Source organism: Peribacillus sp. B65 (assembly GCF_058513295.1).
The window spans coordinates 5,058,533-5,082,902 of record NZ_CP195840.1; the positions used below are offsets into that span (position 1 = coordinate 5,058,533).

Annotated in this window: 21 protein-coding genes and 4 pseudogenes; 20 read left to right on the forward strand and 5 right to left on the reverse strand. The window is 37.3% G+C overall.

Translation table 11 applies throughout. From position 1 onward, the window contains the following. The first annotated feature begins 3 nt into the window (after window positions 1–3). The 7 genes and pseudogenes from ACSR9O_RS24660 (at window position 4) to ACSR9O_RS24690 (ending at window position 7,460) form a co-directional block, all read left to right on the forward strand. On the forward strand, window positions 4–1,209 hold the full coding sequence (locus ACSR9O_RS24660) for a hydroxyacid-oxoacid transhydrogenase (protein ID WP_491725272.1): 1,206 nt from the start codon (window positions 4–6) through the stop codon (window positions 1,207–1,209). A 150-nt stretch (window positions 1,210–1,359) separates the two neighbouring features. Next, complete coding sequence (locus tag ACSR9O_RS24665) at window positions 1,360–2,571, forward strand: iron-containing alcohol dehydrogenase (protein WP_491725273.1); 1,212 nt, start codon at window positions 1,360–1,362, stop codon at window positions 2,569–2,571. 133 nt (window positions 2,572–2,704) lie between these two features. After that, window positions 2,705–4,000, forward strand: coding sequence for an MFS transporter (locus ACSR9O_RS24670; RefSeq protein WP_491725274.1), 1,296 nt, complete (start codon window positions 2,705–2,707; stop codon window positions 3,998–4,000). 57 nt (window positions 4,001–4,057) lie between these two features. Then, a complete protein-coding gene (locus ACSR9O_RS24675; protein WP_491725275.1) occupies window positions 4,058–5,521 on the forward strand; it encodes an NAD-dependent succinate-semialdehyde dehydrogenase in 1,464 nt (487 codons plus the stop codon). A 499-nt stretch (window positions 5,522–6,020) separates the two neighbouring features. Then, window positions 6,021–6,751 (forward strand): annotated as a pseudogene (locus ACSR9O_RS24680) (GntP family permease); the annotation flags it as partial. Between the two features lie 188 nt (window positions 6,752–6,939). Next, window positions 6,940–7,218: a DDE-type integrase/transposase/recombinase gene (locus ACSR9O_RS24685; protein ID WP_491725508.1), complete on the forward strand. Its 279-nt coding sequence runs from the start codon at window positions 6,940–6,942 to the stop codon at window positions 7,216–7,218. 110 nt (window positions 7,219–7,328) lie between these two features. After that, on the forward strand, window positions 7,329–7,460 hold the full coding sequence (locus ACSR9O_RS24690) for an IS3 family transposase (protein ID WP_354002229.1): 132 nt from the start codon (window positions 7,329–7,331) through the stop codon (window positions 7,458–7,460). A gap of 169 nt (window positions 7,461–7,629) precedes the next feature. Here the strand turns inward: ACSR9O_RS24690 and ACSR9O_RS24695 are convergent, their stop codons facing one another. The 3 genes from ACSR9O_RS24695 to hxlA all read right to left on the reverse strand — a co-directional run bounded on the left by ACSR9O_RS24695 (window position 7,630) and on the right by hxlA (window position 9,682). Continuing rightward, a complete protein-coding gene (locus tag ACSR9O_RS24695; protein WP_063593819.1) occupies window positions 7,630–8,346 on the reverse strand; it encodes a 3-ketoacyl-ACP reductase in 717 nt (238 codons plus the stop codon). A gap of 137 nt (window positions 8,347–8,483) precedes the next feature. Beyond that, a complete protein-coding gene (hxlB, locus tag ACSR9O_RS24700) occupies window positions 8,484–9,041 on the reverse strand; it encodes a 6-phospho-3-hexuloisomerase (protein WP_230162645.1) in 558 nt (185 codons plus the stop codon). An 8-nt stretch (window positions 9,042–9,049) separates the two neighbouring features. Next, entirely contained in the window at window positions 9,050–9,682 is a 633-nt protein-coding gene (gene hxlA, locus ACSR9O_RS24705) for a 3-hexulose-6-phosphate synthase (RefSeq protein WP_098371994.1), read from the reverse strand. Between the two features lie 208 nt (window positions 9,683–9,890). Here hxlA and hxlR point away from each other — a divergent pair, with 208 nt between their 5' ends. From hxlR to ACSR9O_RS24765, 12 genes and pseudogenes are all read left to right on the forward strand, one after another. After that, window positions 9,891–10,256, forward strand: coding sequence for a transcriptional activator HxlR (gene hxlR / locus ACSR9O_RS24710; RefSeq protein WP_491725276.1), 366 nt, complete (start codon window positions 9,891–9,893; stop codon window positions 10,254–10,256). A 405-nt stretch (window positions 10,257–10,661) separates the two neighbouring features. Further along, the gene (locus ACSR9O_RS24715; RefSeq protein ID WP_434169682.1) at window positions 10,662–10,856 is read left to right on the forward strand and encodes a LysR substrate-binding domain-containing protein; all 195 of its coding nucleotides are present in this window, start codon (window positions 10,662–10,664) and stop codon (window positions 10,854–10,856) included. A 577-nt stretch (window positions 10,857–11,433) separates the two neighbouring features. Beyond that, window positions 11,434–12,531 (forward strand): L-dopachrome tautomerase-related protein, encoded by a 1,098-nt coding sequence (locus tag ACSR9O_RS24720; protein WP_491725277.1) that lies wholly within the window; start codon window positions 11,434–11,436, stop codon window positions 12,529–12,531. A gap of 255 nt (window positions 12,532–12,786) precedes the next feature. Further along, a pseudogene (locus ACSR9O_RS24725) lies at window positions 12,787–13,143 on the forward strand (VOC family protein). A 675-nt stretch (window positions 13,144–13,818) separates the two neighbouring features. Then, entirely contained in the window at window positions 13,819–13,965 is a 147-nt protein-coding gene (locus ACSR9O_RS24730; protein ID WP_179891087.1) for a hypothetical protein, read from the forward strand. Window positions 13,966–14,806: 841 nt separating this feature from the next. Further along, window positions 14,807–15,031 (forward strand): annotated as a pseudogene (locus tag ACSR9O_RS24735) (flotillin family protein); the annotation flags it as partial. 172 nt (window positions 15,032–15,203) lie between these two features. After that, entirely contained in the window at window positions 15,204–15,596 is a 393-nt protein-coding gene (locus tag ACSR9O_RS24740; RefSeq protein ID WP_230163188.1) for a DNA-methyltransferase, read from the forward strand. Between the two features lie 229 nt (window positions 15,597–15,825). Next, window positions 15,826–16,047: a YolD-like family protein gene (locus tag ACSR9O_RS24745; RefSeq protein WP_491725278.1), complete on the forward strand. Its 222-nt coding sequence runs from the start codon at window positions 15,826–15,828 to the stop codon at window positions 16,045–16,047. Between the two features lie 682 nt (window positions 16,048–16,729). After that, window positions 16,730–16,987 (forward strand): transposase, encoded by a 258-nt coding sequence (locus ACSR9O_RS24750; RefSeq protein ID WP_491725279.1) that lies wholly within the window; start codon window positions 16,730–16,732, stop codon window positions 16,985–16,987. A gap of 477 nt (window positions 16,988–17,464) precedes the next feature. Beyond that, the gene (locus ACSR9O_RS24755) at window positions 17,465–18,175 is read left to right on the forward strand and encodes a dCTP deaminase/dUTPase family protein (RefSeq protein WP_230163191.1); all 711 of its coding nucleotides are present in this window, start codon (window positions 17,465–17,467) and stop codon (window positions 18,173–18,175) included. A 1,073-nt stretch (window positions 18,176–19,248) separates the two neighbouring features. After that, the gene (locus ACSR9O_RS24760) at window positions 19,249–20,490 is read left to right on the forward strand and encodes a PIN domain-containing protein (RefSeq protein ID WP_491725280.1); all 1,242 of its coding nucleotides are present in this window, start codon (window positions 19,249–19,251) and stop codon (window positions 20,488–20,490) included. A gap of 490 nt (window positions 20,491–20,980) precedes the next feature. After that, window positions 20,981–21,286 (forward strand): annotated as a pseudogene (locus ACSR9O_RS24765) (IS66 family transposase); the annotation flags it as partial. Window positions 21,287–21,348: 62 nt separating this feature from the next. Here ACSR9O_RS24765 and ACSR9O_RS24770 read toward each other — a convergent pair. Beyond that, a complete protein-coding gene (locus ACSR9O_RS24770; protein WP_133346028.1) occupies window positions 21,349–21,888 on the reverse strand; it encodes an ECF transporter S component in 540 nt (179 codons plus the stop codon). A gap of 210 nt (window positions 21,889–22,098) precedes the next feature. On the opposite strand from ACSR9O_RS24770, the gene ACSR9O_RS24775 reads away from it, so the two are divergent. Next, entirely contained in the window at window positions 22,099–22,947 is an 849-nt protein-coding gene (locus ACSR9O_RS24775; protein ID WP_491725281.1) for a pyridoxamine kinase, read from the forward strand. A 248-nt stretch (window positions 22,948–23,195) separates the two neighbouring features. On the opposite strand, the gene ACSR9O_RS24780 is transcribed toward ACSR9O_RS24775, so the two are convergent. Next, complete coding sequence (locus ACSR9O_RS24780; protein ID WP_491725282.1) at window positions 23,196–23,714, reverse strand: metalloprotease family protein; 519 nt, start codon at window positions 23,712–23,714, stop codon at window positions 23,196–23,198. Window positions 23,715–24,370 lie beyond the last annotated feature (656 nt).

A 24,370-nucleotide genomic window follows, 5' to 3' on the forward strand; every position in this document is an offset into this window, starting at 1 on the left:
GATATGAGAAACACATGGGATTTTTATTCTACTGAAAGAATCGTATTTGGAAACGGGGCGATCGGGCAATTGGATTCAATCCTGCAAAGGTTAAAGGCGAAAAACATTTTGCTTGTTACTGACCCAGGGATTAAAAACGCTGGTATCGTGGACAGAATTTCATCGTTGTTGGAGCAAGCAAATTACGAAACGGTTATCTATGATCAGGTCGTACCGGAGCCGCCAGTTGATTCGGCGATGGACTGCTATAAGTTTGCTAAATCTCAAATGGATATTGATGCAGTAATTGGCCTTGGCGGAGGAAGCAGCATTGATATGGCGAAGATTGTCGCTTTGTTGGTCGCCCATGGCGGACATCCCCTGGACTATTATGGCGGGGAAAACCAGGTTCCTGGACCAATCGCCCCTCTAGTAGCGATTCCGACGACTGCTGGAACCGGTTCAGAAGTGACATCAGTAGCGGTATTGACCGATGTGGAAAATAACCTGAAAGTTGGTATCTCGGATAACTACTTAAGACCAACCGTTGCTCTGCTTGATCCAGAATTAACGTTAGGGCTTCCCGCTTATGTAACAGCTTGTTCCGGAATTGATGCTTTATCACATGCGATAGAGGCATACACAGCCAAACCTTCTGCATATATCCAGGCAGAAGGAAACATTTTATTCCAAGGTTCAATCCCCATAAGCGATGCACTCGCCTACAGAGCTATTGAATTGATTGCAAAAAACCTGCCGCTTTCGGTGCAGCAAGGGAGCAATCTCGAGGCCCGTTCCAATATGCTAATGGGCAGCCTGCTTGCTGGAATGTCCTTTTCAAATGCAGGTACAGCAGCAGCCCATGCATTGGCTTACCCAATCGGAGGGCTTGTAAAGTCACCACATGGAGAGGTGACCGGGCTCTTGCTTCCATATGTCATGGAATATAATGCAGCTGTAGAAACAGAAAAAATGGTGAGGATTTCCCAGGCGTTTAATGTGAACTCGGATGGCCTCTCCGATAAGGAAGCTGCTTTGGCTGCTTCAAAAGCTGTGCTTACCCTGCTTGTGGAAATTGGACTGCCTACAAAGCTGAGGGAGATCGGGATCAAAGAAGAGGATATTCCCGAAATTGCTGAGAAGACCCTCCAAATCGATCGCCTGATACGGAATAACCCAAGAGTGCCAACGCAGCACAGTTTAGAAGAATTACTTAGAAATGCTTTATAGATTGTTTTTAAAAGGAATGGATCCATTGAAGGTTAAGCATCATAACCATTCATGATGGATCTGCAGACCGGGACGGAAAGGATTTCACCATCTAATAGAATATAAATGGAGAGGAAGATGAAAATGTCTCTTATGCCTTTTACATATAGTATGCCGACACGGGTGGAATGCGGTAACGGAATATCTGGAAAAACAGGGGAACTAATTAAGAATTTAGGTGTATCGAGTGTGCTGATCGTAACAGATAAAGGGGTTAGAGGAGCCGGTCTCTTACAAGGCATTGAAAAATCCCTTTCCTCGGCAAATCTTTATTTTGAGATTTACGATGAGGTGGAGCCTAATCCATCAGCTCAAACAATCCAACAGGGGACAGTGTATCTTAAGCAACAAAAGATGGAGGCGGTTCTGGCTGTAGGCGGAGGAAGCAGCATTGACACTGCCAAAGGCATCGCGGCAATGGCTACTAATCCCGGCCATATCCTGGATTATGAAGGAGTTGGAAAGATTTCCAATCCCCCGCTCCCGATCATAGCAATCCCGACGACGGCTGGAACTGGCAGTGAAGCTACTAATTCGACAGTGGTAACGAATAAGGAAACCTCTTTTAAATTAGGTGTACTTAGTTCACTTCTGTTTCCAAAGCTAGCTATATTGGATCCTGCCCTTACATTGAATTTGCCTCAAGAGATTACTGCAGCGACTGGTATGGATGCTCTGACTCATGCAATTGAATCTTACACCTCCAAATCTGCCAACCCTGTCAGCAAGGCTTTCGCGATGCAGGCCATGAAGATGATCGGTGAAAATTTAACACGATCGTACTTTGTGGGAACGGACATGGAAAGCAGAGAAAACATGCTTGTAGCCTCCCTGTTAGCTGGTGCAGCCTTTTCACAATCCCGACTGGGTAATGTACACGCCATTTCCCATACATTTGGAGGAGTCTTTAATATCCCGCATGGCATCGCAAATGCAGCACTATTGCCATTCGTCATGAGATTCAACCTGCCAGCATGTGAGGATCAGTATAGAGAAATTGCAATAGCTTTAGGAAAGGATGTAAGCGGTTTATCCAATGCGCAAGCAGCCGAGAAAGCAATCGAAACCATCATCGAAATGAATAGGAGCATGAATATTCCTCTAAATATTAAAGAGCTTGGAGTCTCATTGGACGTTTTGCCGAAATTAGTGGAAGATTCCATGCGAAGCGGTAACGTGGTCGTTAATCCAAGGCTGACGAAGGCATCGGATATCCAACTGATTATAGAGAAGGCTTATGAGGGTGACTTTGAAGGATTTAATAATGGTAATCGAAATGCAAGCAGTGCAAAAAAATCAGAAACGGCCATCGTGAATGTATAAAAACCATTCAATTTGAAAATCACCTGGAATTTCAGGGGATTTGGAATCAGTTTCCCCTTTTTAACTTTTTTCGGACACATGGATTTCCCGCAGTATTTTTCTACCTGAATATAATTATCTAATGAGGTGACGTATGAAAAAGACCAATGGAAGATGGCTTGTAGTGGTACTCCTTTTCGTCGCAACAACAATCAATTATATGGATAGGGCAATTCTTGGCATTGCAGGACCCTCGATGATGAAGGATCTTTCGCTTTCGGCAGTCGAATTCGGGATATTGGGGTCAGCGTTCTTTTGGTCGTATGCCTTAATGCAGATTCCGGTCGGTGTAATCGTTGATAAATTGGGGGCACGCTTAACGTATTCGATTGCCATCGTATGGTGGTCGCTCTGTACGGTGTTTACTGGAATGGGACGTTCACTTGGCGGACTGATCGGTATCCGCGTTTTAATGGGAATTGGAGAGGCGCCAGCGTTTCCGACCAATACGCGCGTTATTTCAGACTGGCTGCCGTCACACGAACGGGGCATTGCAAACGGGATCTTTAATTCTGGTACAGCTATCGGGATTGGCATAACGACACCCGTTTTAGCATGGATCATCCAGGCTTGGGGATGGCAAGCATCCTTTGTGGTCATTGGATCCATCGGTTTTGTATGGCTGGCATTCTGGTTATTCTTTTTCAAAAACCATCCCGAGCAAAGTAAGATTGCAAACGAGGCCGAAGTAGCCTATATCAAAGAAGAGCAAACTCAAACCGAAAAAGCGGCGACACTAAACATCTCGCCATTTAAATTCTTCAAATTCAAAAGTGTTTACCCTATGTTATATGGCTTGTTTGCCCATAACTATCTTACTTATTTAATGATGACCTGGCTTCCCACTTACCTTGTAGTCGAAAGGCAAATGACTCTTTTAAAAGCCGGATTTTTCACGATGCTGCCTTGGATCATGTCCTTTCTGGGAAATATTCTAGGAGGGGTGTTGTCGGATTTCTTGATTAAAAAAGGCTGGAATTCCATCAAAGCAAGAAAAACGGTTTTAACCATAGGCATGCTTTTTCCATTAGCCATAATCCCGACGATCTATACAGACAGCGCCATAATGGCACTTACGTATATCTCCATAGCAATCGGCGGTGAAGGATTGGCTGCGGGCATTCTCTGGGCCACTGTTTCGGATGTTGCTCCAAAGGGTGCGGAAGGAAAGCTTGCCGGGCTGCAAAACTTCGTGGGAAACCTCGCTGGCTGGATTGCTCCAGTCGCAACAGGGGTCTTAGTAGCGAAGTTCAATAATTTCAATATAGCCCTGATCATACCTGTAGTCATTTGCCTAATTGCTGCTGTGGGGTATACCTTCGTTCTTAAAAATGAAAGGATTTCCATTAACACGGACATTGACGAAGGAACTAAAGTTTCAGGACTCTAATCTTTTTGTGTATATAATGAAGCACTTTGCAAATCCAACAAAAAAGGAGACATATTCATGCTGAAAACTAGTGGATTAGTCAATTTATCTGAACTGAAAATGTATGTAAACGGTGAATGGACTGCAGCACATAACCGAGAAACTTTACCAGTAACAAATCCATCAACAGGGAAAGTGGTGGCAAGGATTCCAAATGGAGGACGCCAAGAAACGAATGCGGCAATAACAGCTGCTGAGGAAGCGTTTAAATCCTGGTCAAAACTGACGGCACAGGAACGCAGTAAATATCTAAAGAAATTGCATGACCTTATGCATGAATATAAAGATGAATTAGCAGAAATCATGAGTATGGAAATGGGCAAGCCCTTAACGGAAGCCCGGGGCGAAGTGGATTTTGCTGCAAGCTACCTGGAATGGTTTGCTGAAGAAGGCCGCCGGATTTATGGGGAAACGATCCCTGCTTCTGCTGCAAATAAACGGCTATCGGTGATTCGCCAGCCGATTGGAGTGGTCGCTTCCATTACCCCTTGGAATTTCCCGTTGGCCATGATGACGCGGAAAGTGGGACCTGCCATGGCCGCTGGATGTACAGTCATTGTCAAGCCTGCAAAACAATCTCCTATTAGTGCGTTAGCGTTTGGTAAATTGGTTGAAATGGCGGGAGTGCCTGCTGGAGTGGTCAGTATCGTAACAGGGAGTGCCGGACCTATCTCGGATGAAATTTTTGAAAACCCGGTAGTAAGGAAAATTTCTTTTACCGGATCTACTGAAGTAGGCAAATTGCTGGTTACCAAGTCAGCCCCGCAGCTCAAGAGACTTTCCCTTGAGCTTGGAGGGCACGCGCCGTTCATCGTCTTTGAGGATGCTGATTTGGAAGCCGCAGCAGCTGGTGCCATTGCAAGCAAATTCAGGAACACCGGACAAACGTGCGTATGCGCCAATCGCATTTACGTCCACCGTTCTGTCATCGATAAATTCTCTGCACTTTTTGTTGAAAAGGTACAAGCTCTAAAAGTCGGAAATAGCATCGATCCAACGGTTGAAGTCGGACCTCTTGTCAGCAGTGATGGCCTGGAAAAGGTAGAGGAACATGTACAAGATGCCTTGGCAAAAGGTGCCAGCCTTCTTTGTGGCGGACAAAGAGTTGAAGGGGAATTGGCTGATGGATTATTCTATGAACCGACCGTTCTTGGCGGAGTGAACAAAGATATGCTCATCACATACCAGGAAACATTTGGACCGGTCGCCCCAATCATCCCTTTTGATACGGAAGAAGAGGTGATCGAGCTTGCCAACAATACAGAGTACGGGCTGGCTGCTTATTTTTACACACAGAATATAAGCAGGGGAGTCAGAGTATCCGAAGCTCTGGAGTTCGGCATCATCGGCTACAACGACGCCATTCCCACCGTTGCACAAGCACCATTTGGCGGCATGAAAGAAAGCGGCATGGGGAGGGAAGGCGGCCATCAAGGCCTTGAAGAATATTTAGAAGAAAAATATATATCGATGGGTTTTTAAAATAGGGCAAGAAAAGGCTTAAGGTGAAGTAGAATCCTTAAGCCTTTCCTTATTTACCTCATAAAAAGACTTAATTCAACACACGCTCCCCATTGATTAACAAACCTCAGTTACAGAACCTATGCCAGGTTGCTTTACATCCTAAGACAAATATAAAATATCCTGAATTTTTGAATTGGTAACATGCAAATTCGCTTAATTGTGACAAAGGAAGGTGCAAAGATGAATGTTTCAGATATAAAATTGACAAGTTTACCGAAGAGTTTATAGATAAAGGTAATGTTAGAAAAGACTTTGTGGAAATAATTGAAACAGAACCGGAACTTGATTCAAATGTATTAACGGAGAAAGAGGATTTTACTATGATGCTGAAGAAGAGAAAATATTAGACCCATATGGATGCCATCATCCCTAACTTGATAAGCCTTTCCTGTTTGCTATAATTACGCTGTTCGTAAAAGTACACTTAACGGCAGTTGCTGCAGAAACAGTAATTCCATTACCGGTTCCTTTAGTTGTTAATACAAGTCCAGTACGACAAATATTTGCATTTATACCGCTAGTTTTAGTGGGTTTGGCGAATAAATTTTTTACTATTTCTATTCCGAAATGGTATCCAGAGGGATTTGACTTTTCAAAGATAGGATTAGATTTGTTTGGGAAAGTAGATCTTGCGACAGTAACAGGTATTTGGTCTGTCGAACTAGCTCTAGTATTAGTATTATTGCAACAGTTGCTTACGATTGGGGACGTGTTACAACGGGGTTTCAACAAGGCATTAATGCCAGTATTGGTGGAGCGTTACTAGCAGCTATGAATACTGCTTCTGAATTTGGGGGGGGATTGCTTCATTACCAGGATTCGCAACTGTACGTGATGGTATTTCACACACTTTTACGAATCCACTTGTAAATGGGGCCGTTACAACAAACGAGTTATCTGGTATTACTGGTTCTTCGTCTGGTGGAATGGGAATTGCGCTTAGTGCGATGGGAGATAAGTATATACAAACTATTAATCAATATAATATTCCTCCCGATGTAATGCACCGTGTCATAGTGATGGCATCAAGCGGGATGGATTAGTTACCTCATAACGGCGCTGTTATTACCTTACTTGCGGTAACAGGCTTAACACACAAACAATCATATGGAGATATCTTTGTGATTACAATTTTTTAAGACACTAGCAGCATTTGTGATTATTTTAGTCTACAGCTTAACTGGATGATAAGAGATTAAGAAAAAAATTATAGGATGCTACAATAAACTCAAAGGAATCTATGGGTATCGAAGAGGAAAATGTATGGCCTGATTAAACCTAAACCACAAGCGTGTCCAGCGTCTTATGCGGGAGCTAGGGTTAAAGTCTCTTTTCGGAAAAGGAAACCTTATTACGGGAAGAAAGAAGCATAAGTCATTTCTAAAAACCTTCTTAATAGGGATTTTCATGCATCCAGATCTAATGAGAAATGGGTAACTGACATTACATATTTGATTTTTAATAGACAGAGACTTTTCCTATCCGCCATAAAAGACCACTATAACAATGAAATCATTTCTTATCAAGTCAGCCGGAGAAACGTCTTAAAACTTGTAATAGTAACAATAAAAAAAGCAAAGAAAAAACGGAATGTTAAAGGAATTCTTCTGCATTGCGACCAGGGGTACCCAATACACTTCCCACCAATACAATAACCTATTTGAAAAAATATAAAATGCAATCCAGTATGTCAAGAAAGGGATACTGCTGGGATAAAGCTTGTATGGAGAATTTCTTCAGCCACTTTAAACAGGAGTGTTTCTAGATGAACTCCTTCGGTACCTCTGAAGAGGTTCGAGGTGCTGTAAGTATGTATATTCGATTCTATAACCATCATCGCTTCCAGAAAAAATTAAACAACCTGAGTCCATATCAATATAGAACTCAGGTTGCTTAATTGGTCTTTTTTATTTCTGTCTATTTGACTGGGGTCACTCCACAATACAGAGATTATCTTCTTTAGGCTGCCTAATCCCTTTTTTAAAAATTTCCTTTACAAAGGGTACACTTTACAACAAGCCTACTTCTTAACCAATATAGACAAGAAGAGACGATCGCTTCTCAAATTAAGGATTAGTTGACCATAATCCTGAAGTCTTTACTAGGACTCTTGGATGAAGCTTTAACCCGGCTACAAGCAGCTCTGCTAAATCCTCTGATTGCATAACATTTTCAGGATTTCCACTAATAAGATTGGTTTCAATGGCCAAATCAGTTGCAACTGTACTTGGTGTTAAAGCCGTTACACGGATATTATGCTTTCTTACCTCTAGCATGAGTGATTCCGTTAGTCCTAAAACAGCAAATTTAGAAGCGCTGTAAGCACTTGTAACAGGTGCTCCTTTTTGGCCCGCAGTTGAGGAGATATTCACAATATCTCCTGATTTTCTTTCAATCATATCAGGTAAAACGGCTCTTGTTACATTATATACACCCATCAAGTTTACTCGGATGATGTTTTCCCATTCTTCAGGAGTTAAATCAAGAAAACCGCCAAATTTAGCTATACCTGCATTGTTGATTAAAATATCAATAGAACCTAGGTCTGATTTGATGTGTTCAACAGCTTGATGAACTGCTTCAAGATCGGCTACATCTGCTGTTGCTGCTGAAACGTTCACATCATATTGCTCTAGTTCCGCGGTTACCTTTTCAAGATTTGACATCGTTAATCCAATCAATCCTAAATGAACTCCTTCTTTTGCTAAAGCAATCGCAGTAGCACGCCCGATTCCTCTGCCTGCCCCAGTAATTAAAGCAGTTTTTCCTTTTAATGAAATCATGCTATCATTCCTTTTTAAAAAATTTTAGAATAATTGTTAATAATAACAAAATAATATTTTAAAGACTAACCAAAAGACCGCAAAGTTTCTTTAGTATGTCTGCGGTCTTTTGGTTATTACATTCTTAGGACTATGTTTTATTCAAGATTGGCATGTCTGCCATACATATTATTGGTATCTAATCCCTTTTTCTCCATGAATCTCAAGATGACGGCATCATAAAAAAGTAAAAGGGTCTGCTCAAATAGTGAGCCCATTGGTTGGATGGTTTTATAATCGCCCTCTGATTGGTCTTTCGGGGATCCAGGCAATTTAATGGTGATATCTGCTAACTGTCCAATAGTGGAATCAGGGAATATCGTGACAGTTGCAATTTTACCACCAATGCTTTTTGCTTTTTCAGCCATGGAGACTAAGCTTTTCGTTTCCCCGGATCCGGATCCGATGATTAAGATATCCTCTTTTTCAAAGTTGGGAGTTACAGTTTCACCGATTACATAAGAATCAATTCCCATATGCATCATCCGCATGGCGAAGGATTTGGCCATGAATCCTGATCTGCCTGCACCGGCTACAAAAACTTTCTTTGATTCAAGAATCCCATTAACCAGTTTTTCAGCTTCTTCGTTAGCTATTAAGTCTACTGAACGATTTAGCTCTTTTATGATTTCAGCTAAATATTGAGAAGTCTGCATGATGGATATTAGCCTTGTTTTACTAATTTTTGTATTTGGGCAGCTGTCCCTTTAATATCAGCTTGTCCAGTGATACCTCCACCAACAATGACAAGGTCAGGTTGTGCTTTAATGACTTCCGGAAGTGTATCTAATTTTATGCCGCCTGCTACAGCAGTTTTTGCATTTTTTACAACACGTTTAATGGTTTGAAGGTCCTCAAAAGAATTTTTTCCAACAGCTTGAAGATCGTAGCCAGTGTGCACACAGATGTAGTCGACGCCAAATGCATCCACTTCTTTAGCACGAGTTTCAAGATCTTTCACAGCGATCATATCAACAAGGATTTTTTTGCCTTGTTTTCTAGCTTCTTCAACAGCCCCTTTGATGGACATATCTTCAGCTGCACCAAGAATCGTGATGATATCAGCGCCAGCTTCAGATGCTTTCATCACTTCATAACCGGCTGCATCCATAATTTTTAGGTCGGCTAATACTTTCAAAGAAGGGAAAGCTTCTTTCATTTCTTTAACAGCCCTAAGCCCTTCATTAATAACCACAGGTGTACCGATTTCTACGATATCAACATATTCCTCCACTTGTTTAACCAATTCAATACCTTCTTGAATGTTTACTAAATCCAGTGCCAATTGTAATTCCATTTATCCTTCACTCCTAATAGTATGTTTTAGTTTGTTGCACAGTAAGTATGTCCCTCTGGCACTCAATCATTGCACCGCAAGAAATTCATATCGACTGTACAATGTATCGTATACTAAGTATAATATTTTTGTAAGTACGCACTTTAATTTTACATAGTGTTAAAAAGTATACTATGTGATTTAGGATTTATATTTGGAGGTGGTTTGAATGACAAGGCTACAGAATAAAACATTCAATTGTGAGAAGGAATTGACCCTTTCTGTTATTGGGGGGAAATGGAAGATGCTTGTTTTATGGCACCTAGGCAAGCAGGGGACCAAGCGTTTTGGTGAACTGAAGGCTCTTATGCCGGGCATCACTCAAAGAATGCTCGTTAACCAGCTTCGAGAGCTGGAAGAAGATCTTATTGTTCATCGCGAAGTCTATCCAATTGTACCTCCCAAAGTGGAATACTCTCTGACAGAACAAGGAGAAAGCCTGATGCCGATTCTTGATTCGATGTATAATTGGGGTAAAAATTATATGGAGAAAAATGTTGGGGACCAAGTAAAAAGAAAAGAGGATATCAAGTAGAAAAACTATCCCTTCTTCCTTATTCAAAGATGTTTTCTCCTTTTTCTTTACCTTGATATGGTCACGTATCAAATTAAGGTAGAGAAAAGCATAACATTTAATAATCAGTTATTAAAAGCCAAGGTTAGCGATTTTTGTATAGTCGCTGACCTTGGCTTTTTCACATGCACCCGGCATGGGTGCAAATCTCTAGCCAGGGTGGTGTACGGTTAGCTTAATGAAGGAGTGTCTATTTCTAGGAATATTATACAAAGACCCAGTAATTGGTATACTTTATTACACTATGTAATTTTACTGATACTATTTAATTATAAAGTGCGTACTTACAGGGGTACCACCAGCAAAACGCGAATTTACAACGTTAAGGAAATACCAATATTAAAAAGCCCAATTTCTCAGCATTAAATTGAGAAATTTGGTCTCGTTTCATCGGGGTTTGGTGCAACGATCTTACCGCTCTCGTTATTATCCCTCCATTCATTAGGAGGATTGAGAGTCATTCAGCTAAAGGATCAGACCTTAATATCTGAACCCAAAGTAATTTGGAGGAAGAATAGTTATTTATCAAAAGCAGCAAATGAATTTTTAAAACTTTTTTAGACACCAAAATTATTTACTCAAAAGTAAAAGACTTCAACGTTGGAAAATGGCAAATAAAATGAAACAGGTATTAGTTTTGACTGTGGTAAAGTAGATCTTTAAATGAAAAATAAAATATATCATGGTTTTATAACCTCATTTAGATTCGTTACGAGGAACCGTATCATAAGTAAATGAGGTTCTTAAATAATCTATATTAAATGAATATCCGCCCACTTTATAGGCTTCTAAAAATTCTTACATATGCTCAGGATGAAAAAGTTACACTAAACTTAAAAATACTCCCCTTTAAAGGAGACAGATTTATTTTCTAACCAGGTTGCTGGACGGGAGCAAATCATAATAGTTTTTATGTTAGTTCTAAAATTGACTGCAAACGTAAATTCAGATGCTCTCATTCCCCGTCTTTGAAGAGCCAGTGGAAGTTTGAATCACTTTATCGAAACTCCCATGTTTCTCCTGGACTAATAAACCCACAGCATCCATCACGATAGAAAAATTTATCAAGAACCAGGCACTACAAAAAATTTTCATCATATATAGGTGATATCCGTTCGGATTTGATGAGGAGGATATCATGCAACCTATGTTACCTATGGAAAAATATTTTGGGCAGTTTGAACTGGTGCATGCTTTTTATGGGGCTATGCCTACAGGTGTCAGCGTTTCCGAAACCGGTCGTATTTTTGTATGCTTTCCGAAATGGGGAGACGACGTTCAATTTACTGTGGCGGAAATTGTTGAGGGTGAATTGCAGGCTTATCCCAGTGTAGAAACCAATTTAGTTAATACTGGGAATATTACGATGTCTTTCGTCAGTGTCCAAAGTATCGTTGCTGATGGAAGTGGAACACTTTGGGTACTAGATACAGGGGCACCAAATTTTTCTGAACCTATTCAAGGGGGAGCAAAATTAGTTGCTGTTGATTTAAGCACGAATACAATAAGGAGAGTATATACCTTTACAGAAGATGTTGTCTTGCCAACAACTTATCTGAATGATGTCCGTTTGGATTTTCGGGTTGGAAGAGCAGGCTATGCATATATAACGGATTCTTCTTCCAGAGGGCCAGGGGCTATTATCGTCGTAGATTTAGAAAATGGGAACGCGTTTAGACGGTTAAATGGGGCAATATCAACTTCACCTGATCCCTATTTTTTACCGAAAGTAGAAGGTGAAATTTTGATGAATCGAAACCCGGACGGCTCGACTTTCCCATTTAGATTGGCTTCCGATAGTTTAGCGATTTCTCCTGATGGAAAGGTTTTATTTTATGCTCCGCTAACCAGCCGTCAGCTGTTCTCGATTTCAACAGAAGCTCTAAGAGACAGAAGGATACAGGACCTGAATTTATCCCAATATGTGCTGTATTGGGGGGAAAAAGGTGCGTCTGATGGAATGATCACCGGCGCAAAAGGAACCGTTTATGCGGGAGACTATGAAAACAATAGTATCCGGAAGATATTGCCGAATGGCGCAATGGAAACCATCGCACATGACCCGAGAATTTTATGGCCGGATACTTTTTCGATTGGCCCCGATCAATACTTATATGTCATTGTGAATCAATTACATCGGCAGGCGAGATTTCATTATGGAAGAGACCTGCGGGAAAAACCATATAGTTTACTTCGTATGAGAATTGATGAATTCCCTGCTCCTACCTTTTCATAGTAATCGTAAACGAAGGTAGCTATCCCCCATCAGGGAGCTGCCTTTTTTGTCAGATATTCCCGCAACTGTCCTATGATAAAGAAGTGACTTAACTCAAATTGAAAAGCCTGCTTCATCTTAGACTTAAAAAAATAAATAAACACCATAGGCATGAAGCTACATAAGGTATCAACTTACGGAAAGAGGAAAAATTTTGAACAAAACTAGGAGGTAATCAAGGGAAGATTAGTTCACCTCGAAATTCATGTGGATGACATGGAACGGACGGGCAAAGAATTTTAAGGTGAGGTATTTGGATGGTCATTTCAAGATTGGAGTGATTTCGCAGGAATGCCTTACTTGGGAGCATGACTGGCGATGAGAATGAACCTGGGAAATGGTGCTTTGATGCAGCGTCAAAGTCCTCCGCCGGAAGCTGGCCAAGCTCTCAATGGGGATTCTTGTACAATGGGTGTCGATAATTATTACGAAGCGGAAGCCAAAATTCTTGAGAATGGCGGCAAGGTCGCATTGCCCAAATATGCACTGCCTGGAATGGCGTGGCAAGGATACTATATTGATACCGAAGGGAATATATTCGGAATTCATCAAGCTGATGAGAATGCAAAATAGGATCCATGTTTGGTGAATAAAGATTGATCGGGAACCACCCTTTTGTTTCCTACGCGGGGTGGTTTTCTTTGCTGAGAAAGAGATATGAGATTGCCTGGAAACAATCCCTTTCAACACTTCTTTTAGAAATTCCACGATAATCACCCAAATTTCCAGAATGGAGACAAGAGAAACTTCTAACCACCATATGGAGATGAAACTTTCTTTATTAATAAAAAGTGACAGTGCATTGCGCCCATAGAAGTAGACATGTATTAATTTGGGAAAACCTGCCCACCAAGTTTTTATATTCGTTCTCGGGCGCGATTCTTGAATAAGGTTCGCTTTTCTTATAGAACTAACAGGCTAAAATCGGAGCTGTCTTTAAGGCAGCTCTTTCTTTATGCAGAATAGCATTCCTGTAATGATTTAAATTAGCAGCAAGGTTTGTGGAGAATTCTACGGGAGCGTTTTTCGGACTCAGATTAGACGTAATTAATTATTAGTATATGCAAAAAATTACAGTAAATAGAATTAGACGTTTTAATTCCGCATAATTACTTTTTTAAAATTAAACAACTAAAAATATAATTTAGGATCTCTTTAGTGGTTCTTTTTTGTATCTTACATAATGTTCAAATTGTTTCCGGATAGTTTATGGTAAAATATAGAAAAATATTAAAAAGGGGGATGTAAATGAAAATTTTACTAAGGTTATCTATAGTTTTAATATTTTCATTGTTTTTGATTCCTGCAAGTGAAGATTGGACAACTGGGAAACCCTTTCTTGTGATTTATGATGAAAATGGAAATGTAGTGGATAAATTAGTAGATACACCTTAATGAATCTCTTATGAGGTTCTTTTTTTATTGTAGTAGCCGTTAAATATCAAAGGACATTTTCAAAGTTTGGGAAATTGTCTTTTTTTATTTACATTTTTAATTTTGTTATTGAGTAATTGTGGTTTTGTGTTATGAAAGCATTTAATGACTCTAGTGTGTATTTTTACTTGTTCAACTAACGGGGCTGTAGTTGAAAACGGTAAAACTTATTGATAAAACATAGACTGAACGGTAAAAAACGATCATCCCATAAATAATTATATTACTCTAGAAAAGCACCCGATTATATTGTTTTGTATTTATTTAATTACATAATCTTTCTGTACTAGTGGGCCTGCTCCTTTTACATATGGTTGAATCCATATGAGTTTTCTATCTTTTAATCCCTCACCATACGCCTGAACCTCCAATGCTCTCTTACAATCCATTGATGAGATGGCTTATTATGCTTTCTGTTCACGCCTTATAACAAAGTGTTCGCTTCTTTATAAGCCTTCCGTTGAGCAGAAGTAATGGTAATTTTCTCTCCAACACGTCTATAAGGAGAGGAAAACTCTGATTTTGATTTCATTGTACGATTCTTTTTCTTTGATACAGGTGGGGAAATATACCGAGTTATAGCTTTATCAGACCTGAGATAAAGTAAGGTATTAACAAAAAGTAACAGGAATCTTTCTAATATGGTACGGCTAGTTTTATTATAGTAATACTGGCTAGAATCATACATAAAGAAGATACAACTTTAGGTTTTATTTCTCCCAGAAACACTTGGGTTTAATGAGTACTCCATACACCATATAAAGATTCTTTTATTTCTCCCATAATATAACCCTGTTACAATGTAGTGGATACAGGTGGAAGCGGTGCGAATGGCGGGGCCAATAAAGTGACTGGCTATGCAACGGATTTAATGGCATCATTGCAGGAGTCATTAAAGGCATCTTCGGGAATTGATGTTAAAGATCTGCTTGAGAATTTTTCAGGAAAGCGCAATTTACCATTTCCCACCATCAATCAGGAGAATGTCGAAGCGAACATGAATATGGCAGCAGGCAAGGAAGAGTAAAGTGAAGAATAATAATAGTGAAAAATAATATGAAGGAAGGTAAGAGCTACTTGTATGCTCTTACCTTTTTTTGTATCGTGTTCGTTTAAAGAAGGCAGGTTCAGTTTATCTGGCCTTTAATGCTTAATTTTTTAAAATAACTGATATATCAAAAGTTGCAGATAAGCTGAAGTTGAAACAACAAAGAATAGGGATTTGGGAAAAAACGAATCCGGTCCCAATTAATGCGAAAGTGAATTATTTGTCAAATTCCAGAGAGTATTTTATTTCCTATACTAAAGGGACAAAAAGAACGTTTAATTCATATTATGATAGGGCTTCTTATGAAGCACCTATAGTTAGTGGAAAAGTGAGATTTCACCCTTGTCAAAAGCCAGTTGCTGTTCTCGAAAAAATCATTGCAACGCATTCTAATAAAGGTGAAACAGTATTAGATTGTTTTATGGGTTCGGGATCAACAGGACAAGCTGCTATAAATCTAAATCGTAACTTTATTGGTTTCGAATTAGATAATACCTACTTTAACAAAGCTTCGAATGCTTTGCATAAAGATACGACAAGTTAAATGATGTTGATCTGTCTAAAACTCTGATGAAATCGGGTTACCCCTCTTGTGAAAATTATGAAATTGTAAAGGCTTTAATCTTAGTGATCCGAGTTAAACACCGTTTCTCGCGGTGTTTTTTTTGAGGTAGAATGATGCATTGGGGAGTTAGGTATTTAGTATAAAATTTATGTATAATTAAGAACGTTCGTTCTATAATATAAATTACAGTATGAATGGAGATGTTCAAATGAAAATTCGTGACAGAGGAATTATTAAGTGGCAAGCAGCTTTGATTTTACCCGAACATAAAGCTATTCAAAAAGAAATAAACAAAGATTATTTTAGACAAGTTAAACCAATATTAGACGAATACCAAGTAGAGGTGTTTGAAAACAAGATACACACTGCAATGGAGTTTGCTTCCCCCGTAAAGTTTATTGTATGGGAAGAGGGGGTTGATTTGGAGTAACAGGGTTAATACATCGTGTAGATTCAATAACTAAGATGATTTATTTAGAGTTGGATAATGAAGAAGGATACATAATGAAAATAAAATTTGAGAATATTATTGGAGTAAATGTTACTGATGCAACTTTTTTGAATACTATTCTAGAAGTAGATAAGTATATCCTAATATTAACCTATACAATATCTCGAATAATTATCCAACAGGATTTGTTTAATCTAGCTTGAAAAAGTTGACTATCCCAATAGCACACATGATGAAAATATATATTGGACTAAACAGGATTTTTTGAAGAGAATATAACTAGTGATGTATTGGTAGATTTCTTAGATAAGGGTGGTAATCAGGATATCCTAAAGTAAAAGCTTCAACAATGTTGGCTTGTGCTTAAGTTGTTGTTTATTACATATTTTACGAAAGAAGGAGTACGTAGTTGGCCAGAATTTGCAGAATTTCTTCAACTTGCACTTAATCTTCGGACCTAATTAAATGAACTGATTGTTTTCATCAACAATTAAATCTTGATACTGGCTATAGAATTGTTTCTTCGCTGCAGGAGTGACAATCTCCATTATGCCTGCCGAATTTTATTCGATTGTTTTTTCAATCCCGTAATCAATCTTCGTATGTATAATGAATTGCTTTTTCATAACAAGGGACCCCTTACTGATTTGGAACATCGTAAGTGGCCCTGGCCAATGAAAAGGAAGAATATAAGATTATCCAATCGATTGCCGTTATAGGAGAAAAAATGGCAGCAACTATTATCTCTGAAATTGTTGAAATCGATCAGTTTAATCATCCGAAAAAACTGGTTGCCTTCGCTGCAGTAGATATAAGTGATCACTCATCTGCTAAGTTTACGGCAAACATTAAACGTAAAATTAAAGAGGTTCCAGCAGACTACATAATTCTCAGTATCTTGCCGCACTTAGTTGCATAGATGTTCAAGAAACAGGAGCTTAAAGAAATCTAAGATAAGAAAACAGAAGGAAAACCTGCCGAAGTGTCAATCGTTGCCTGTATTAATAAGTTGCTTCATTGGAATTACACATAATTAAAGAGGAAACAAATGTTCCTTAGTTTAGCATAAATAACTGTTTTGTGAAATAAAGATAAATCCGTCCGAAAGGGTTTGGAGGGTTTTTTGAATGGCTAAAAATAGTAAAACATAAGGGGATTGGAAATTTTAGAGAAAGATAATGATATCATATTAGCTGGTTTGCTTCATTAAGATTGGTGTGCACAATACATCCTACTAACAAGGCTGATTTTACGAATTTTTCAAATTGATAGTCAATTGGTCATTGTATTGGAGAAAGAATGCTGTCTTTATTACATAGTTTATGGTAAAATCATATTCCTAATATTTAGGAATACTGGGACTTGAAGGGTATTACTCTTGTTGGAGGTATTTTATATGTTACTTAGTAATAATGATATTAAAAGAGAATTGATCAAAGCTAAAAAACTAAGTATTTACCCCTTGATTTTGGAGAATATTAAAGCCAGCTCTATTAATCTAACTGCTAGTGCTCACGCATGGGATATTAAGGGAAATTCTGTGGTAAGTCAGGATAAGAAAAAGATAATTGTAAAAGCTTCTACAACTGTCTCTATACACACACAGGAGGCAATCTGGGTATCCAGAAGGATAGGAGGTACATATCATCCTAGAGTCTCAATGGTTGCAAAAGGATTAAGCAACATATCAACTACACTAGACCCTCAATGGTATGGACTTTCTCTGGTAACTGTTAGTAATATTACAGATCAAGATATTGAAATTAAAGTAGGAGAGGGCTTTGTTTCTGTTATGTTATATTATCTTAACTCTCCTGCTGAAAAGGGGAATATAGATAATCAGGCTAGTAGACCTGACTTATACAGCAGGTTTAAACTAACAGATGATGATAGAGACTTTCTAAACCAACAATGGCATAAAAACCATCCATCAATAGTTGCTAAGATGAAAAGCTCTGACACCTACAAAGAACTTGTCAAGGATCAGAAAAGGTTTACCAGAGGAATCAAAAGATTTGTTTTTAACCCATTGATTGTTGGTGTCTTGGCAGGAATAATAGGTGGTGTCATAACAGGCATTATTATTTTTAAGCTAGGAATGAATTAATGCCAACATCCAACTGAATGTACTACTGTTAAAAAAGTTCTTATTCCTTTTCTATAATCTGACACTTAAAGTGTTTTTTACTGTATGGATTTTTTCCACACTACTCTCCCTGCTCTCCTAGCCCGCTTGTACCACCTATGGGATTTATGTTCTATTAGACACTATCCAAAATGGAAAAAAATGAAAACTCTGATTATACTGAATTTGTAGTGTCTATTTTAACTGTCTGTTTGATGATTCATCAGTGTGATACAACAATATTTATGCAGGGGTATCTACCTTCTAAGTAAATAGAAATTCTTAGTGAACAAGGGTGCGATTCTTCTAAGAAGGATCGCTTTTTCTTATGTAGTTAAAGGGGCAGGATAGTGAAAAAGCATTTTTAAAATAACTATTCTAATTTATTGGGATTTAATGGTATTATTAAAGGGGAAATGGAAATGAGATAAAAATTCTTGAAAATAAAAAGCAGACTTTCTGTTGCAATATTTTTGTAAATGGGTGTACATCAACTAAGGCTCACGAATCTCAACATACAAATAAACTCAGTCTGCCTGAGGATATTCGCAATTTCGTAACGAAAAAAGGTTTTGAAAAGATAGATTGGGCAGCTACTGAATTTGATACTGGTAAAAGTAGTACGGTGGTTGGAAACAAAATAAACTTGGCATAATAGGACCAGAATTAAAATTAAATAATGTGGAAAAGTGGATGTGACATTTTTGGTGAGTGATAAAGGCGAATTGACAATCATTGGTAACAACCAAAATACTTCAAATAGCATAGAAGACTAAGAAATTAAGATAATATAAAAATGAGTTTATTAAGGTGGGAATATTTAGATAATAGTATAAATATTAATATAGAGGATATATTTGGTATATTCGCTGAGGTAATTAAATAAGTAATCTAAATAGCAACATTTGGAATTATAGCCTAGCCTTTAAAGTGTTAATCTCGTAAAATTAAGAGGTAAAAATATCAATAAATATGAATCTGAAATAAGTTCATTCTATAACAATTACCTAGAAATTGATACGTTTTTGTAAAACAAAAATATGAGGAGGAAAAAAATGTCTAATTTTATTGAGCAATTTAAAAATCATTTTTTTGAGTATTATACCTATAGTGACAGTATTTTAAATGAGATTTGGGAAAATGGACTGGTAGTTTTCGATACTAATATTTTACTACGTCTTTATAAAATGAGTACAAATGCTAGGGACGAATTTTTTAATATTTTAAATTTTAATCAATTAAATATTAAATTGAGGATGCCCTATCAAGTTGGTTCTGAATTTCATCGAAACCGTAAATTAGTAATAGACCAAGCTCTTAAAGCAATTAATAATGATAAAAAAGAATTAGATAAACAGATTAGCTCATTACAAAAATTTATTGAAGAATCAGCCAGTATTCAATTGCATGAAGATTTAACAACTGCAATAAAAGAAGTTATTAACAATTTTAAAAAAGAAATTCATAAACCTTTAGATGAATACGAAGATAAATTTAAGCAAAAAGATTTTTATGATAAAGGAAAATTAAAAGAAACTGACATAATAGTAGAAGCAATTGCTAAGATATATACTCAAAAAATCGGAAATAAACACTCTAGAAATGAAACAATTTCTTTCTATAAAGAAGGGGATTTTAGGTTTTCAAAGCTAGTTCCACCCGGATTTGAAGATATTGATAAGAATGATTATCGAATTTACGGTGATTATATTATTTGGGAAGAAATGATGAAAATAGCTAAACAAGAAAAGAAACCGATTATTTTTGTCACAGGTGACTTAAAAAATGACTGGTGGTATATCGATAATAATAAAGAAGAGACTAGAAAGCCGTTATCATATCTTCTCAAAGAATTTAAGGACGAAACAGATCAATATTTTTATATGTATACATATGGGACTTTTATAGAAAAAGCTAAAGAAAGATACTCAACCCTTCCAAGTACTGAAAACGTAACCAAAGAAATGTCATTCCTTATCAGTAAAGATCAAAGCAGTGTGGAAAATGACTCTTATGTAATTCATTTACAAAACTTATTAAACCATTCAAATTCAGCTATCGCTAATAAAGCTTATCAAGACTTAAATCGATATAGATCCTTGAATCTATCCGAAGATGAATATCTAATTAGACAAGTTTTTCAGTATGTAAGCCAATTCGGACCTTCCAATATTAAATGGGCACAAAGCCTATTTAACGAAATTAGGTTAAATGAAAACTTGACTCCAATAGAAAAAACACAAGCAATTAAAGATTTATATCAAAAAATTATGATAAAAACAGACTTTGGTTATTAAAAAAATAAAGAGGTTTACCTTATTTCATTGCAAAATGCATTGAAAATTTGTACTTAATTCCTTCAATAGATTTAGTTTAATATTCATCAAGTACTAGACACATGTTAAAATCTATTTGTTCTTAAATCAAATTAGAAAATAAAGATTGTGCATAGCTTAGTGTTAGATAATTGGTGTTTAACGAGTTCATTAGTAAAAAAAGAATGAAAACTTTAAAGAGCTTGGTATAAACACTCCAAGCTCTATTTACGTGATTTTTCAAATTTTGCAATTAAACCTATCTTGAGAAAAATATTGCTTTAAAGTATTTTAAACTTGGGAACACCTGTCATTTCTATGTTATTTACTTTCATACCATTGGATTCTCTTTTGAAAAATAGCTTTAAAACCATCTTAATGTCTGACTCATTCCTCCTAATACGACTGTGTTTTCTCCCCGTAGTCTTTGCCCTCATAGTTTGTCACCCACTCGTGACCAAATTGTGAGCACAACGGACATTTAGAAATCGACAACAACAGAAGTGAACGTTCCATTAAGCCGTTTGTGATTGGGAGAAAAAATTGGATGTTTTCTAATACACCGCGAGGTGCTAGAGGGAGTGCCATCATGTATAGTGTGGTTGAAACGGCAAAAGAGAACGATTTGAGTCCCTATCATTATCTTCGCTATTTGTTTGAAACGCTACCAAATATGGATCTTACGAATAAAAAAGAAATAGATAAAGTCTTGCCGTGGTCATCTAGTTTACCCTCTGCATGCAGAGTACCGATAAAAAGGGAAGCAAACAAAACATAGTCCCGAAATACACCATCCATGTAGTATTTGGGGGCTACTTGACGTTTACCTTTATAGCGAATTTACTTAAAATAAGGAACCTTTTTCAAAGCCACACAAACTGGAACGGCAACGATAATTCCTAATATATTTTGAACGAGATCTCCAGGTATCGAAGCTAAAGGTGCAATCCAATTACCGTATAGAATCCCTTCACCAATATAATAAACAGCTATCATAAATGGAATGGAAACGATTGTTGCTATTACATTGAAAGCAATGCTAGTACCGTTGCGACCCTTTGACCAAGCGATTTTACCAACTATATATCCTTGCAAACCACGCGCCACAATGGTGATAGGTGCCCACAATGCCCACCCTCCAACTATATCAAATAACCCCATTCCTATCGCACCAGCAAGAGCTGCTTTTTTAGGACCAAATAAAATAGATGCAATAAAAAGCATAGCTGTTCCTAGATGAACTAACCCTCCATTTGCGGCAATTGGCAGTTTAATATTCAAAAAGAAAGTAGATAGGAACACAAGTGCAATCAACATTGCGGTAATAATTAAATCCATAGTTTTTTGACTTGACCTTGAATAACTTTGTGTATTTTGCATATCTGTAAACCTTCCTAACTAGAATTTTCCTATGATTTTAGCAAAAGACTGGTGTCTATAAAAGTGTCAATTTATTAAAAAACTATGAGGTCAGTTGATAAAAAAATACAGATATTATACGTATTGAAAAGAGAGAGGAGATGACTGTTTTTAGCTGATTTATGATAAGATAAATAAAGTTTAAAGTGGATAGGCCATATGGAGGTTATTATGAAAAAAGTTGCTGTACTACAGGATTTATCATCTTTTGGAAAATGTTCATTAACAGCTGCAATTCCGGTTCTTTCGGTCATGGGCGTGCAGGCATGCCCTTTACCAACGGCCATATTGACTGCGCAAACCGGATATCCAAGTTTTTTTTGTGAAGATTTTACATCCAAAATGAAATACTTCATAGAAGAATGGAGCAAGCTTAATGTAACCTTTGATGGAATCTATACCGGCTTCGTTACTGGTGAAGAGCAAATTAATAATATTTTCCATTTTTTAGATAAATTTTATACAAAAGAATCCATTTTACTTGTTGATCCGGTAATGGGGGATATAGGAGAAGTCTATAAACTTTTTACCGATGAATTACTGGTACTTATGAGAGAACTGGTGAAGCGTGCAGATGTCATTACACCAAATGTTACAGAGTGCTGTTTATTAACCGGATTGTCTTATGGAAAGCTGCATAGCTATTCAAACGAAGAGGACTATATTAAAGCGATAGAAGAAGCCGGTAATATGTTGCAGCAAGAAACGGGAGCTCAGGTTATCATCACTGGAATGAATCCACCGTCAGCAGATTCAGAGAAGCAGTTTATCGGAAATATGTATTTGGACGGAAGTAGAACCTTTTATAGTGCGACGCAGTATAACGGTGAAAGCTATTCAGGTACTGGTGATTTATTTGCATCTGTGATTATGGGAAGCATGATGCGTGGAGAGAACCTAGAAAAATCCGTACAGCTCGCAGTGGCATTCCTGACAGAGGCTATCAATGATTCCTCCTTGGAGCAAATTCCTAAAGTAGAAGGAGTTAACTTCGAAAAATATTTACGAATGTTATTATGAATGCTTTAAAAAATGGGAAAAAATAGAGTAACAAAAGCTCGGCTTTTTGACTAACCGAGCTTTTTGTATAAATCAAATAGTACTTATATTTTGCCGAATATTGTAAAAAATCTCACTTAAATAATAAGGAAACTTTCTATTTACAGTTTTCTTATTTAAGTGATTTTTTCCAATAAGTGTATGGTCCATTACTTTTCAGAATTGCATTATTCGGTACCTGTTTAATTATAAGTAGGAGATTAAGTATATCAACTGATGATGCCATTGAGTTTAGAATTATCAAAAAATTTCAGTGGCGGTGTTAATAGTCCAAATACACCTAATATTAATGGGAAAATTATTGAAATAATCATGAAGGGAGCAATTGTAATGAAGATATACCTTGATTTTAAAATCTCTTCTTCCGTTATCACAACCCCCCCGAAAAGAGTAAGTCCTACATATGTTTTTTCTGATTTAATAAAATTAGGAATGAAAATCAAATGAAGTAATTCGTGAAGTATTAAAAGGAAGACTAGCAAAAAAATAATACCTAGGTTAATTGTTATTGATATTGAACTTGATGTCAGTCCAAAGTCGCTTAAAGAAATATTGGAAAAGATATTTATTATCCCAATAGAGATAATGGCAGCGACAATCATTAAAGGGATAGATAACAAAATAGCACTTATTAAATTCTTAGGTTCTTTCATCGGAACCCATCCATTTTTAATTAGGTCCAAATGTAAACGTTGGTTACTTTTTGGTAATTTGTTTACTATTTTCATTAAAATCCACCACTCATACCTTAATTCAAGAAAATTGCGTACCTACCTTACCCTAATAGTTTAATTAACAGCCTCCACATTCACTTCTACATTTTTTTTTAGTTCGCGTTATGTAAATTTTCATCTTATAAATTCAACATACTCACCTAACACTACACTTTGAACTTTCCATCCTGCCTCATTGAATATACCCTCCATTTGCCCACCAGGTGCTTTTTAAATAGTTATAGAAAGCATCATACTTGCTCATATTTCACCTCCGTAATATAGCCTCTTTATCAAGCTATCTCTGATTACTGTATAACTTGATTATACAAAAATAGAAATGGGTAAACACCTTTTTACATTTCCTTTAAATAAAAATGATATGATAACAATGTATTACCACTATAGGAGGATTCCATGAAAAAAGTTATCAACGTAGTAGCTGCCATTATTGAAAACGAGGAACATGAAATACTTTGTGCTTTACGCTCTCGTATAAAGAACGCTAACCGAAATGATTAATGTTCTATACATGATGGATGAGAACATACAGGTGGCGGATATCTGGTGATCACAGTATTCGATTCAAAAAAACGATCTCTGATTATGCGAAAGCACAGACGCTTTTAAAGTAAGACTGAACGATACGATTACGAGGGTCAGTCACAGTA